The following is a 14,200-nucleotide window of genomic DNA, read 5'->3' as shown; positions in this document are numbered from 1 at the left end:
ATGACAATTAACTTTAAATCACCAGAAATAAAAGAATTACAACCAAGATTATTAGTAGTGGGAGTTGGTGGAGCAGGCGGAAATGCACTTAATGAAATGATTGATAATGGACTTCAAGGAGTAGAGTTCATAGCAGTAAATACAGATGCTCAAGATTTAAAGTTAAGTAAAGCTAAAGCAAGAATTCAAATTGGTCTAAGTTTAACAAAAGGTTTAGGTGCTGGTGCGAAGCATGACATTGGTCAAGCAGCTGCAGATGAATCTTTGAATGAAATTGTAAATACACTTCAGGGTGCAAACATGGTTTTTATAACTGCTGGTATGGGTGGTGGAACTGGAACAGGTGCTGCACACGTTATTGCAAGAGCTGCTAAAGAATTAAATATTTTAACAGTAGGCGTTGTAACACTTCCTTTTTTATATGAAGGGCCATCAAGAATGAGAAGAGCTCAGCTAGGCCTAGAAGAATTAAGAAAACATGTGGATACAATTATTGTAATTCCAAATCAAAATCTATTTAAGGTTGCGAATGAACAAACTACATTTGAGGAATCTTTTAATCTTTCAAATAATGTTTTAATGCAAGGTGTACAAAGTGTAACTGATCTAATGGTTAGACCAGGTATAGTTAACCTAGATTTTGCTGATGTTGAAACTGTAATGGCTTCAATGGGTAAAGCAATGATGGGAACTGGTGAAGCCGAAGGAGAAGGTAGAGCAGCTAAAGCAGCAGATATGGCAATTAGCAACCCATTGATTGATGACTATACATTAAAAGGTGCAAAAGGATTGCTAGTAAACATTACTGGTGGGAAGGATCTTAAACTTTTTGAAGTTGATGAAGTTGTTAACAAAATAAGAGCTGAAGTAGATCCAGAAGCTGAAGTAATTATTGGTGCCATCACGTCTGGTGACCTTGATGGAAAAATCAGAGTATCTATTGTTGCAACAGCATTAGATGGTCAACAACCAGAAAGTAAATCTGTAATCAACATGGTTCACAGAATACAAAATAGAAATCCTGGTTATTCAGATTTTAACAGTGCAAGCTCTGCTCAATCATTTAACTTTTCACCTACGATGACTAGCCCCATTTCACATGGAGCAAATGCACTAAAGTTAGAAAATGAAATAATTGCAGAGCCAGCTACAAACACTGCATCATCAGAAATGATGAATGAGCAAACTGCTACCAATCAAGAAGTTGAAAGTATTGTTGAAAATAATCAATCAAATGATTATGAGCAATCTTTTTCAGAGGAAGCACTTACAACTGCACAACCTGAAGAAAATAACCCAATAGAGGAAGAGTATGTTTCTAATGGACTTGAAAACTTTGGTGTAGAAGGTGAAGACGCTCCAGATCTATTTAGCTCAGATAGTGCAACCTCAGAGACAGAAGGTTTATTATCTACTGAAACTTCAGAAAATACTTCAGAAGGCGATGATTTAGAAATTCCGGCATTTTTAAGAAGACAAAAGAATTAATGGTCTTGAAAAAAATAAATGATAGCCACCATAATACCAGATGTGAAAAATCATTATCCGGTATTGCTAAGTGAAATAATTAGCATTATTACCCCTCAATATGGTGGCACATTTATTGACTGTACGTTCGGTCAAGGCGGATACACAAAAAAAATACTAAATTTCCCAGCAACAAAAGTAATTGCATTAGATAGAGATTCTGAGAGTTCTAAAAAAGCTCAAGAACTTCAAATTAGTTTTGAAGATAGGTTACTATTTAAAAATATTAAATTTAGTCAATTAAATAATCTAAAGCTAAAGGATGAGAATATTAAAGGTGTAATTTTTGATTTAGGGTATTCATTGAATCAGATTAAAGACCCAAAAAAAGGTCTTTCATTTGATACCATAGGTGAACTTAATATGAAAATGGGTATAAATGATTTTTCAGCAAAAGAAGCAATTAATCAATTAGATGAAAAAGAGCTTACAAAGATATTTAAATATTTTGGTGATGAAGTAGATAGTAAAAGAATAGCACACAATATCGTTGAAGACAGATCCAAAAGAAAAATCACAACAGAAGAGTTAGTTAGAATTATAGAGTCTTCGAAAAGAAAAAGAAATTATAAGACACATAGTGCAACTAAAATTTTTCAAGCATTAAGAATATTTGTAAATAAAGAAATTAGTGAACTAATTTATGGATTAATTAATGCAGCTAAAGTTGTTAAAAAAGATGGTGTTATTGCAGTTGTAACATTTCATTCCCTAGAAGATAGAATTGTTAAATACTTTTTTAAAAGTTTGTCTGAAAATAAAAGTGTCTCAAGACATATACCAAAAACTGAAGAAAAATTAAATTTATTTAAATCTGTTATAAAAAAGCCAATAGTACCAAGTGATAAAGAAATTAGAGAAAATCCACCCTCTAGATCGGCCAAGTTACGTTATGTAATTAAAAAAGAAGACTTTTTTGACTTTGAAACAGATATCTTAGATAAATTTAAACATTTAATTGACATTGAGAATTTGTCAAAAAAACTATGAAACAATTAGTTTTAGTTGTTATTTTTGTATTAATACTAATTACATCACTTGTTAAAAATTCTACAAAAGAAATAGAAGATCAAATTTTTGCAATCAATGAAAACATAAGACCTTTAAAATCAGAACTTGAAGATGTACTGCTTGAGTTTAATTATTTGAGCTCTCCTGAAAAATTAGTTCAGTATCAGACACAGTATTTTGAAAAAGGCTTAATTAAAATTGAAATTATGAATATTAAAGAAATTATTGAAAATAATGAAACTTTGGAAATAAAAAACTTAATCAGCAAGAATAGCAATGAATAATAAAAAAAATATTATTCTGGAAGAATATGAAAATGAATTTTCATATAAAAAAAGTAAAACAAATTTAGATATACAGTTTAATAGAATAGCCTTTATTTTTTTTGTTTTCTTGGTGATTTCAATAATTTATTCAATACAATTGCTTCATTTAGGCTCGTTAAAAGCAGAAGATAGCAAGAAATTCTTAACTGTAAATAAAAACCATAGAGCAGACATACTTGATAGAAATGGAAATTATTTAGTTAAAACAGTTAAGTCGATAGATATTGCTATTAACCCTATTGAAGTAATTGATAAAAAAAAACTCTTAATTAATTTACAGTTAATATTTCCAGATAAAAACTATGCAGAGATCATCAAAAAACTTGAAAAAAATAAATTCTTTTATTTCGAAAAAAAAATATCTTCTGAAAATTATGAAAAAATTATGTTACTTGGAGATAAATCAATTAAATCAGAAGAAAAATTAACTAGAATTTATCCTCAAAAAAATCTCTTTAGTCATATTATTGGTCAAATAGATGATGATAATAAAGGTATATCAGGACTTGAAAAATCTTTTAATGAAAAATTAAAACAAACAAACGAACCACTTAAACTAACAGTAGATACCGACATACAATTTTTAATTAGAGAAGAGCTGGTAAAGTTTCAATCTATATTTAGAAGCAAAGGTAGTACTGCAATTTTGATGAACGTTAATAACGGGGAAGTTATATCTATGGTTTCATATCCAGATTTTGATCTTAATAAAAGAGAGAAGATAGTGGATCTTAATTTTATTAATAGAGCAACAAAAGGAGTGTATGAGTTAGGCTCAGTATTTAAAACTTTTACAGTGGCAGCTGGATTAGAGGAAGGTTTAATTAATACTGACACAGAATTTTTAAATTTAGAAAAAAAATTACAATGCGGAAAAAGTAGCATATCTGAATATGACAACAAAATACCATCTGATCTTACTGTAGAACAAATTTTAATTAGGTCTGGAAACATAGGGTCTGTAAGAATTGGACAAAAATTAGAAATTATTAAATTAAAAGCTTTTTTAGAAAAAATCGGAATCCTAAGTAAAATAAATTTTGACATAGAGGAAGTTGGAGAGCCTATTCCATTTAAGTGGGGAAAATGTAAACTTGCCACTGTGTCTTTTGGGCATGGAATAACTACAACTCCACTACAATTGGCAAAAGCTTATGCAATAATATCAAACGGTGGTTTTGCCGTTGAGCCCAGTTTAATAAAAAGTGAGTTAAAAAATAATCAGCAAAAAAAAAGAATAATCAAAGCTGGTATTTCAGAGAAAATAAACCTGATACTTAGAAAAATTGTAACTACTAAAGAAGGTACAGCAGGACTTGTAAACATTGAAGGTTACGAAGTTGGTGGAAAAACTGGAACTGCTCAAAAAACAGTATTAGGCGGTTATTCTAAAGCAAAAGTTAATACATTTGCAGGCATTTTTCCCACCTCTAACCCTAAATATGTGCTGATAGTTTTACTCGATGAGCCAAAAACATCATCAGTTTACGTATATGAATATAAAAATAAAAAAGGTTCATATAAAGGAACCCCATTTAATACGGCAGGGTGGACATCTGTTGAGGTAGCAGGAAAAATCATAGAAAAAATTGGTCCTATTCTAGCCACAAAATATATAGAAAATTAATACTTATATGTTGATTGGTAACTTCCTTAAAAATATTAAAAAAAAATTTAAAAATCATCAGTTTGCTGGCCTTAGTTTTAACAGTGCAGATTGTAAAAAAGATTATATTTTTTTTGCAATTAAAGGGACAAAGTCAGATGGAAATAAATTCACTAATCATGCAATTGAAAAGGGAGCAACAACAATTATTTCTGAGAAAAAATTTGAAGGTATAAAAAATAAAGTATTATTTTTAAGATCAAAAAATGTTAGAAAATTATTATCAGAATTATCGTATAAGATAAAAAAAAATAAACCTAAAAATTTAATTGCTGTAACAGGAACAAATGGAAAATCATCAATTGCAGATTTTTATTTTCAGCTACTCAACTTAAGTAATAAAAAAGTAGCTTCTATTGGAACATTAGGGATTAAGACAAAAAATAATTTAAAGAAGGTTTCTAATACCACATTAGATTCAATTAGATTAAGCAAAATATTAAATGATTTAAAAAAACTAAAAATTGATAATATTATATTGGAAGCTTCTAGTCATGGACTTAAGCAAAATAGACTTGATGGTTTGAAATTTAATACTGCAATTTTTACAAATTTATCTCATGATCATTTAGATTATCACAAAACATTTAATGATTATCTTAAATCAAAATTATATCTATTTGAGAAGCTATTAAAACCTAGAGGAAGCATCATTACTGATAGTAAGATTCCAGAATATAAAAATTTAAAAAAAATATCGATAAATAATAGATTTAATCTTCAGGCTTTATCAAAAAGTAATAATGGAATAGATATTTATTCACATCAATTTAAGGATGATAAACAAATAATTGAAATTGCACACAATCAAAAACATTATAAATTACAAACAGACTTAATTGGTAAAATTCAATTAAAAAACTTATTTATGGCAATGCTTGCTGCTAAAAAAAGTAATTTAAAATTTGATAAAATAATGAAATTAGCCTCAAGGGTAAAATCAGTAAGTGGTAGGTTTGAAAAAATTGGAACTTTAAAAAATAAATCAAAAGTTATTTTAGATTATGCTCATACACCCGACGCACTAAATACCTGTTTGTCTAATTTGAAAGAACAATTTGAAAATAAAAGAATTTTCATTGTATTTGGATGTGGTGGTAATAGAGATAAAGACAAGAGACCCATGATGGGAAAAATAGCCAATCAATACTGTGACAGAGTTTATTTAACTGACGATAACCCAAGAGATGAAAATCCAAAAAAGATAAGATTAGCTATTAAAAAAACCATTGATAAATCAAAAGTTTTTGAGATTTCAAACAGGTCTAAAGCTATTCATAAGGCTATATTTGATTTAAATACTGGCGATATCTTAGTTATTGCAGGCAAAGGTCATGAGCAGACACAAGATTATGGAAAGTTTGTAAATAAATTTTCTGACAGATTAGAAATATTAAAAAATATTAAATTAAAAAATAAAATTCTTTCAACTAATATTAAAATAAATATTTTAAAAGAGATCAGCAACTCTCCTCAAATTAATCCAAATATAAAAATAAACAATATATCAATTAATTCAAAAACAATAAATAAAAACGACATATTCTTTGCAATAAAAGGAAATAATAAAGATGGAAATTTATATGTTAGAGAAGCTTTCCAAAATGGCGCATCATTAGTAATAGCCAACAATCAAAAAAAATCTAAAAAAAAAATTATAATAGATGATACGTTACAGCTTTTAACAGAGGCCTCATCAAAACTAAGAGAAAATTTATCTAGTAAAATTATATCTATAACGGGTAGTTGTGGAAAAACCTCCCTTAAAGAATTGTTAGCAAAAACTTTAAGTAAGATTAATAATGTAACTTATTCACCAAAATCTTTTAATAATAAATTTGGAGTACCATTAAGTTTATTTAATCTAAGAAAAAATGATGAATTTGGTATTTTTGAAATTGGAATGGATAAAAAGGGTGAGATTGATTATTTATCAAAAATTATCAAACCTGATGTTGGTGTTATTACAAATATTTCCTATGCACATATTAAGAATTTTAAAAATATTCATCAAGTAGCTTTAGCAAAGTCAGAAATTATTAATAATATAAAAAAAAATGGATTTCTTGTTTTAAACCAAGATGACAAATTTTATAATTTACATAAAAAAATTGCTAAGAAAAAAAACATAAATATTCTTACATTTAGTTTAAAAAATAAATCATCAAATATTTTTTTAAAAAAAATAATTAAAGAAAAATTTAAATACAAGATACTTGTAAATATTAATAAAAAACAAACCTATTTTTACATAAGATCAATTTTTGAAAATAATTTAAAAAACTTATTAGCAACAATTGCAATTATGTCAATTTTTAAAGATATACAAAAATTAAATAAAAATATATTTTTTGATTATGAGATAACGAAAGGTCGTGGAGATATAACAAAAGTTAAATTAAATAAAAAGAGTATTTATATTGTAGATGAAAGTTACAACTCTAATCCCTTATCATTAAAGTCTGCTATAAAAAATTTTGATGAATTAAAAATTGATAATTCTAAAAAAAAATTAATACTGAGTGATATGTTGGAGTTAGGAAATTTTTCAAAGAAGCTACACTTAGAGGTTGGGAAAGAAATTAATAAAACTTCTCTTAAAAATATTAATGTAGTGGGCAAACATATTTTACATACTTATCAAAATCTTGATAAGCAACGTAGGGGGGTCATTTTGAATGATAAGTCTAAAATAATTGATTTGATTAAAAATGATTTAAATAATAATGATTATTTAATGATTAAGGGTTCAAACTCTACTGGACTCAACAATCTAGTTAACAAATTAAAAACTGGTAAGTTTAATGCTTTATAGTCTTATTACTCAATTAATTGATCAATACAGTTTTCTAAATGTATTTAAGTATCTAACATTTAGAACAGGACTCGCAATGTTTACGTCAATGTTTGTCGTTTTATTAATAGGCACTCCTTTTATTAAATTTTTTTCAGCAAGAAAAATCTTAAATCCAATAAGAGATGATGGTCCTACTGAACATATAGTTAAGAAAATTGGAACGCCAACAATGGGAGGTGTTTTAATTTTACTTGGACTATTTTCAGGAATATTACTTTGGGGAGATCTATCAAATTATCATATATGGTTTTTGTTATTTATTGTTACAGGGTTTGGGCTATTAGGTGCATATGATGATTATAAAAAGATTAAGTTTAAAAATTCATCTGGTGTTTCATTTAAATTTAAGATTATTTCTCAAATTTTAATAGCCATTGTTGGAATTTTTGGCTTAACTCAATTATCTCAAAATACTGAACTTACAAACTTATATTTTCCTTTTTTTAAAAATTTGATTATTAATCTTGGGTGGTTTTTTATTCCATTTTCTATTTTTATAATTGTTGGATCATCTAATGCAGTTAATTTAACGGATGGTTTAGACGGCTTAGCAACAGTGCCAGTGATATTAGTGGCAGCATGTTTTGCATTTATTAGCTACGTAACTGGTAATATTGTATTTTCAGAATATTTAAATATTCCCTATCTTGAAGGCATGGGGGAAGTTTCAGTTTTTTGTGGATCAATCATAGGAGCTTGTTTAGGATTTTTATGGTTTAATGCACCGCCTGCTAAAATATTTATGGGTGACACTGGCTCATTAGCATTAGGTGGATCTTTAGGAGCAATTGGTATTATTACTAAACATGAGATTGTTTTAGCAATAACAGGTGGGTTATTTGTACTAGAAGCTGTGTCAGTTATAATTCAAGTATTTTCATTCAAGTTAACAGGTAAAAGAATTTTTAAAATGGCACCTATACACCATCATTTTGAAAAAAAAGGTTGGGCAGAATCAACAGTTGTAATTAGGTTTTGGATTATATCAATAATCTTAGCAATGATTGGATTGGCGACATTAAAACTTAGATAATGTTAAATCTAGAAAAAAAATTTTTTAAAAAAAGAATATTGATTTATGGTCTAGGTAAAAGTGGTTTATCCACTTATAGTTTTTTAAAAAAAAATAATGTTATTAGTTTATTTGATGATCGAATAGTTGTTAAAAAAAAAATTAAAGATACCCACACAACATATAAAGAAATAATTAAAAAGGAATTTGACTGTATAATAATTAGTCCAGGAATAGACATTAATAAGTGCAAATTAAGTAGATTTTTAATAAAAAATTATAAAAAAATTTATACAGATTTAGATATTTTTCATAGTCGATATGCTTTTAATCAAAAAATAACTATTACAGGTACAAATGGAAAATCAACTACTGCTAAGCTTTTGTTTAATATATTGAAAGACCAAAAAAAAGATGTTCGTTTAGTTGGTAATATAGGCAATCCAATTTTACTGGAAAAAAAGATCAAAAAAGACACTATATTTGTAATTGAGGCTTCATCTTATCAGCTAGAATACAGCAAGTTATTTAAGACAAATATATCTATAATTTTAAATATTACACTAGATCACCTCGAAAGACACAAGACTATAAATAAATATGTAAGTGCTAAATTTAAATTAATAAAGAACCAATCTAAAAATGATATTGCGATTTTAAATACAAAAAATTTTTATATTAAAAGAGAATTAAAGAAAAAAAATTTTTCACCATCAATTCTGAAAATAGAAAAATATACAAGTGATAACTTTATTAAAAAAATTGATAATCGTTATTTTGATACAGATGGTAATAAAGAAAATTTAACATTTGTACTCAAGGTTTCAAAGCTATTAAATTTAAAAAACGATCTGTTATTAAAAACATTAAAAAATTTTAAAGGATTAAGTTATAGACAAGAAATAATTCATAATTCTAAATTTTTAAAAGTTATTAATGATTCTAAGGCAACAAGCTTTTCTTCATCAGAAAGATTATTGAAATCATTAAAAAATATTTATTGGATAATAGGTGGTTTACCTAAAAAAGGAGATAAATTTTTACTTAAAAAAGATGATTGTAAAAAGATCAAGTTATATATTTTTGGTAAAAATCAAAAATTTTTTATTAATCAATTAAAAAATAAGATGGAGTTTCAATCATTTTTAGATTTAAAGACTTTAATTGCTAAGATTTTTTTAGATATTAAAAATGAAAATAATTTTATTAACAAGATAATTCTTTTTAGTCCAGCCTCTGCATCATTTGATAGTTTTAAAAACTTTGAAGAAAGAGGTAAATATTTTAATAAACTTATAAAAAATTATATAAAATGATAAATATTAGTTCACTTAATTCAATATATTACAACTGGTGGAAAAATATAGATAAAACAATTTTTTTATTAATAATATTTTTATTTAGTTTGGGTTTATTTTTTTCTTTAGTTTCAACCTCATTAATTGCTTCTGATAAGTTAGATACAAATAATTATTTTTTCTTTTTTAAGCATTTAGCCTATATTTTTATTGGGATGGTAACTTTAGTGTTTTTCTCTTCTCTAAGTGAAAAGAATCTTTTTAGAATCTCTATTTATCTTTTTTTTATTACTTTATTTTTTTTATTTTTAGTGCCAATTTTTGGCACTGAAGTTAAAGGATCAAAAAGATGGCTAAATCTTTTTTTTCTTCCTCAATTTCAACCAATTGAATTACTAAAACCATTTATAATTATTTTTGTAGCAACAATTTTATGTAGTGAAAAAAATTATAATATTTATATTAAGTATTTATTAACTATTATTGCCATTATCCCAACAGGCTTACTATTAATAATGCAGCCTGACATCGGTCAAACACTTTTAGTGTTTTTATCTTGGGCAATATTAGTTTTCATATCTGGCATAAACCTACTATTCATTTTATTATTTATAAGTTTTGCTATTATAATCCTGTTATATGTTGTGTTTTTTATCCCAAAATTTATTTATATTAAAAGTCGTATTCTTTCTTTCTTTAACCCTGATGGTGGAACCCATAATTTTCAATCTGATAAAGCTATAGAAGCAATCAGTAGTGGTGGATTTTTTGGTAAAGGAATAGGAGAAGGTACCTTAAAAACAAGAGTTCCAGAGGCTCATACTGATTATATAGTTTCGGTTATCTCTGAGGAGTTTGGTGTTATTGCAATAATATTGTTATTAATTTTATTTTTGTTCTTTATTTACTCTGTTTTTAAAAAAATTTATTTAGAAAAAAATGAAAGAATTAAACTAGTGCTAACTGGAGCAATAAGCTTAATAATTTTTCAAGTATTAATACACCTTGGGGTGAATATAAGACTATTTCCCACAACAGGAATGACATTACCATTTTTAAGTTATGGTGGTTCTTCAATTGTAGGAGTTTCTATATTATCTGGAATAATTTTAAATTTAACAAAAAGAAAAATTGATTAGATGAATAAAAAAATACTAATTAGTACCGGCGGATCTGGAGGTCATGTTATACCTGCAACTATAATATATAAACATCTAGAGGGTAATTTTGACGTTTCAATGACATCTGACTTTAGGGGTGTCAAATTCTTGAACCAAGATGAGTACAATTTAAAGATATTTAATGTGAGGCCAATTTCAAAAAATTTACTAATAATGCCATTTGATTTTTTTTTAATGATAATTTTGATTTTTAAATCTATTTCTTTCTTAAGAAAAAATAAAATTGATACTTTAATTTCGACAGGTGGATATATGTCACTCCCTCTGTGTGTGGGTGCTAAAATTTTGAATATTAAGCTGTTATTATTTGAACCAAATATGGTTTTAGGTAGATCAAACAAGTTCTTTATAAGTTACTGTCAAAAAATATTTTGTTATTCTAATAATATTAAAAAATTTCCTATTGAATTTAAAAATAAAATTAAAGTAATTCCAGCATTATTAAGAAAAAATTTTTATGATAAGAGGGATAGCAATAACTCCATAGATACAATTAATTTACTTATAATAGGTGGTAGTCAAGGAGCTAAAATGTTTGATTATTTAGTTAAAAATACAATTATTGAGTTATCTAAAAAATATAAACTAAAAATTTATCAACAAACTAGTTCTATTAACTTTGAAAGTTTTAAAAAAACTTATGAAAATAATAATATTAATTGTGAATTATTCAATTTTAATAATGATGTTATAAATTTTATGCAAAAAACAGATCTATGCATTACTAGAGCAGGTGCATCAACGTTAGCTGAGTTAAATTTTACCGAGATACCGTATTTAGCTATACCTTTGCCAACCGCAAAAGATAACCATCAATTTGAAAATGCTTATTTTTATAATAAACTTGGCCTCAATTGGTTGCTAAATCAAAAAGAAATAGATGAGAAAATATTACTCGATAAACTAATTAATATTATTGATAATAAAGAAGAATATCATGCTAAAAAAAAGAACATGAAAGATTTTAACTATGAAAACACATGGAATAATATAAATCTGAAAATTATATCTGTTATTAATGAAAATTGAATTAGCTAAAACTGAAATTATACATTTTGTTGGTATAGGAGGTATTGGAATGAGTGGCCTTGCACTCATTATGAAAAGAATGGGGTTTAATGTCCAGGGTAGCGACGTTCTTGCAAGTAAAAATATTGAAAGATTAAAAAGAGATAAGATTAAAATTACAATTAGTCATACTAAAAAAAATATAGCAAAAGCAACAATTGTTGTCATTTCATCAGCTATTAAAAATAATAACCCAGAATTAATTGAAGCCAAACTAAAACAATTACCTATTTATAAAAGAGGAGAGATGTTGGCAAATATAGTCTCTTTAACAAAAAATATAGTTGTTACAGGTTCACATGGAAAAACAACAACTACGTCTCTATTAGCCTCAATATTCTCAAAGACAAAATTGGACCCAACAATTATTAACGGCGGTGTCCTTAATGCAATAAAAAATTCAGCAAAACTAGGTAAAAGTGATTGGTGTATATTAGAGGCTGATGAGTCAGATGGTAGCTTCATACATGTACCACCAACTTATTCTATAGTAACAAATATTGATCGTGAGCATATGGATTTTTATAATTCAATGAAAGATCTTAAAGAATTATTTATTAAATTTATCAATAAAGTCCCTTCGTTTGGAAAGTCTTTTATTTGTATAGATGACAAAAATAATAAAGATTTATTAAGTAAATTAAAAATGAAGAATTATTATACATATGGAATTGACTATAAATCACATTTCTGTATTAAAAATATAAAACAAGAAAAAGAATATTCTCAATATGATCTTGCCATAAATTTGCCAGGAAAAAAGAACTTAACTATAAGAAAAATTAAATTACCATTATTAGGAATTCACAATATTAGAAACTCTACAGCAGCAGTAGCTGTGGCATTAACAATTGGAATATCACAAAATATTATCAAAAAAGGATTGAAAGAATTTAAGGGTGTTCAAAGAAGATTTAATAAAATTTTTACACATAGAGAAACTAATTTTTATGATGATTATGCCCATCATCCAACTGAAATTAGAGAAGTGCTAAATGGTGTGAGAGCTGCTTATAAGAAGGAAGAAGTGATTTGCATATTTCAACCACACAGAATTTCCAGACTAAAAGATCTTAAAAAAGAATTTAGCTTATCATTTAAAAAAGCTGATGTTGTAATATTGTGCCCTATATATACAGCTGGAGAAAAAATAAAATTAGGTTTTAAATATAATAATTTTGCAAAAGGTATTATTAAAAACTCAAAAGTAAAACTGTTTATGGTTGAGGATCAGTATCAATTAGCAAAATTTATTAAAAATACTATTTTTGGTAAAAAGATAGTTGTTGGTATGGGTGCAGGTACAATTTCAACATGGATGAGACAATTACCAGAATTGATCTAATGAGTATTGAAGAAATAAGAAAATTTTCAGATGAAATTAATAGTAAAATTCACTTTGATTATGATTTAAAAAAGAGCAATTGGTTTAATATTGGCGGACAAGCCAAAGTTTACTTTAGGCCAGATAATTTGCCTGACTTAATTTTGTTTTTAAAAAGATTTGGAGAAAAAGAAAAAATTCATATTTTGGGCGCGGGCTCGAATACTCTTATAAGTGATAAAAAATTTGATGGTGTTGTTATCAAGTTAGGAAAAAATTTTTCCAATATTTCCATATTCCCAAATGATGTCATAATAGCAGGCAGTGCCTGTCTCGATAAAAAGCTTTCTGATTTTGCGTTGAATAACGGAATAGGTGGATTTGAATTTTTAGCATGCATACCAGGTACTATAGGTGGGGGGCTAAAGATGAATGCTGGATGTTTTAATAAAGAGTTTAAAGATGTGCTAGTTTCAATCCAAGCAATTGATAAATATGGACAGGTTTTAACAATACCAGTGAGTAAAGTTATATTTAAATACCGAAGTAATGATTTAAAAGAGGATTTAATTTTTTTAAGTGCATCGTTTAAAGGATCTAGAAAAAATAAAGATGAAATCGAAAAAGAAGTCTTAGAATTAAAAGAAAAGAAAGACAATGCACAACCAACAAAATTAAAAACAAGTGGCAGTACATTCAAGAATCCAATTGATCAAACTGATAAAAAAGTTTGGGAATTGATAAAAGAATCTGTAGCACTAGATACCAGCTTTGGAGATGCTCATATTTCAAATAAGCACTGTAATTTTTTTGTAAATAAAAATAATGCTAGCTTTGAAGATATGAATAAATTGATTGAATTTGTTAAGACAAGTGTGGAAAAAAAAACTGGTATAGTTTTAGAAAAAGAAATTAAAATTTTAAAATAAA

At 26.6% G+C, this 14,200-nt stretch carries 11 protein-coding genes; all 11 read left to right on the top strand.

Annotated features, from left to right (window positions below):
• The 11 genes from ftsZ to murB are packed head-to-tail and all read left to right on the top strand — an operon-like array spanning position 1 to position 14,199.
• Complete coding sequence (gene ftsZ, locus ABXT48_RS05860; RefSeq protein ID WP_415286073.1) at positions 1–1,488, top strand: cell division protein FtsZ; 1,488 nt, start codon at positions 1–3, stop codon at positions 1,486–1,488.
• A gap of 18 nt (positions 1,489–1,506) precedes the next feature.
• Complete coding sequence (rsmH, locus tag ABXT48_RS05855; protein ID WP_415286071.1) at positions 1,507–2,517, top strand: 16S rRNA (cytosine(1402)-N(4))-methyltransferase RsmH; 1,011 nt, start codon at positions 1,507–1,509, stop codon at positions 2,515–2,517.
• On the top strand, positions 2,514–2,822 hold the full coding sequence (locus ABXT48_RS05850; protein WP_415302819.1) for a cell division protein FtsL: 309 nt from the start codon (positions 2,514–2,516) through the stop codon (positions 2,820–2,822). The genes rsmH and ABXT48_RS05850 overlap by 4 nt, the downstream gene beginning before the upstream one ends.
• Entirely contained in the window at positions 2,809–4,491 is a 1,683-nt protein-coding gene (locus ABXT48_RS05845) for a peptidoglycan D,D-transpeptidase FtsI family protein (protein WP_415303365.1), read from the top strand. The genes ABXT48_RS05850 and ABXT48_RS05845 overlap by 14 nt, the downstream gene beginning before the upstream one ends.
• Positions 4,492–4,498: 7 nt before the next feature.
• On the top strand, positions 4,499–7,345 hold the full coding sequence (gene murF / locus ABXT48_RS05840; RefSeq protein ID WP_415302817.1) for a bifunctional UDP-N-acetylmuramoyl-L-alanyl-D-glutamate--2,6-diaminopimelate ligase MurE/UDP-N-acetylmuramoyl-tripeptide--D-alanyl-D-alanine ligase MurF: 2,847 nt from the start codon (positions 4,499–4,501) through the stop codon (positions 7,343–7,345).
• Positions 7,335–8,420 carry a phospho-N-acetylmuramoyl-pentapeptide-transferase gene (gene mraY / locus ABXT48_RS05835; RefSeq protein ID WP_415302815.1) on the top strand — a complete coding sequence of 362 codons (1,086 nt, stop codon included), beginning with the start codon at positions 7,335–7,337 and terminating at the stop codon, positions 8,418–8,420. The genes murF and mraY overlap by 11 nt, the downstream gene beginning before the upstream one ends.
• On the top strand, positions 8,420–9,715 hold the full coding sequence (murD, locus tag ABXT48_RS05830; protein ID WP_415302814.1) for a UDP-N-acetylmuramoyl-L-alanine--D-glutamate ligase: 1,296 nt from the start codon (positions 8,420–8,422) through the stop codon (positions 9,713–9,715). The genes mraY and murD overlap by 1 nt, the downstream gene beginning before the upstream one ends.
• Positions 9,712–10,836, top strand: coding sequence for an FtsW/RodA/SpoVE family cell cycle protein (locus ABXT48_RS05825; protein ID WP_415286063.1), 1,125 nt, complete (start codon positions 9,712–9,714; stop codon positions 10,834–10,836). The genes murD and ABXT48_RS05825 overlap by 4 nt, the downstream gene beginning before the upstream one ends.
• Entirely contained in the window at positions 10,837–11,907 is a 1,071-nt protein-coding gene (locus tag ABXT48_RS05820; RefSeq protein WP_415302812.1) for a UDP-N-acetylglucosamine--N-acetylmuramyl-(pentapeptide) pyrophosphoryl-undecaprenol N-acetylglucosamine transferase, read from the top strand. It begins immediately after the preceding gene.
• Positions 11,897–13,291: a UDP-N-acetylmuramate--L-alanine ligase gene (gene murC / locus ABXT48_RS05815; protein WP_415286059.1), complete on the top strand. Its 1,395-nt coding sequence runs from the start codon at positions 11,897–11,899 to the stop codon at positions 13,289–13,291. The genes ABXT48_RS05820 and murC overlap by 11 nt, the downstream gene beginning before the upstream one ends.
• Entirely contained in the window at positions 13,291–14,199 is a 909-nt protein-coding gene (murB, locus tag ABXT48_RS05810) for a UDP-N-acetylmuramate dehydrogenase (RefSeq protein WP_415302810.1), read from the top strand. The genes murC and murB overlap by 1 nt, the downstream gene beginning before the upstream one ends.
• The last annotated feature ends 1 nt before the right edge of the window (position 14,200 follow it).

The sequence above is a fragment of the Candidatus Pelagibacter sp. Uisw_101 genome (assembly GCF_047727615.1).
Lineage (GTDB): Bacteria > Pseudomonadota > Alphaproteobacteria > Pelagibacterales > Pelagibacteraceae > Pelagibacter.
The sequence above is the reverse complement of the archived record's forward strand: the minus strand, read 5'-3'. Positions and strand labels throughout refer to the sequence as shown.